This window comes from Pseudoalteromonas sp. RB2-MNA-CIBAN-0110 (assembly GCF_040309305.1).
In the GTDB taxonomy this organism is placed as follows: Bacteria; Pseudomonadota; Gammaproteobacteria; order Enterobacterales; family Alteromonadaceae; genus Pseudoalteromonas; species Pseudoalteromonas arctica.
In genome coordinates this window covers 1-241 of record NZ_JBEOOQ010000312.1, presented here as the reverse complement: position 1 = coordinate 241, position 241 = coordinate 1, and the positions used below count along the sequence as shown (strand labels likewise).

Annotated in this window: 1 protein-coding gene; it reads right to left on the bottom strand. The window is 44.4% G+C overall.

What is annotated here, in order from left to right; genetic code table 11:
- Positions 1–241, bottom strand: a 241-nt coding sequence (locus AAEY68_RS21625) for a carbohydrate-binding protein (RefSeq protein WP_350586889.1), incomplete at both ends; no start/stop codon positions are given.

Below are 241 nucleotides of genomic sequence, written 5' to 3'. Positions count from 1 at the left end.
GATTAGTACCCTCCTCAACAAGCTCCCACGCACTTGAACTATCGGGCTGCTGACCTTGATTCCACCATTTAGCTAAGTAAACACGCTCTTGAAAACTCACTTTATCTGTTGCTTGATAAACCTCAGTAGTGCTCCAAGGCGCTATAGCAGGATCATTGATAACGCTGTCATTAACGGTGACAACAAACTCGGTTTGGGTCGTTAATTGGCCATCAGAAACAGATACCACAACGGTATAATC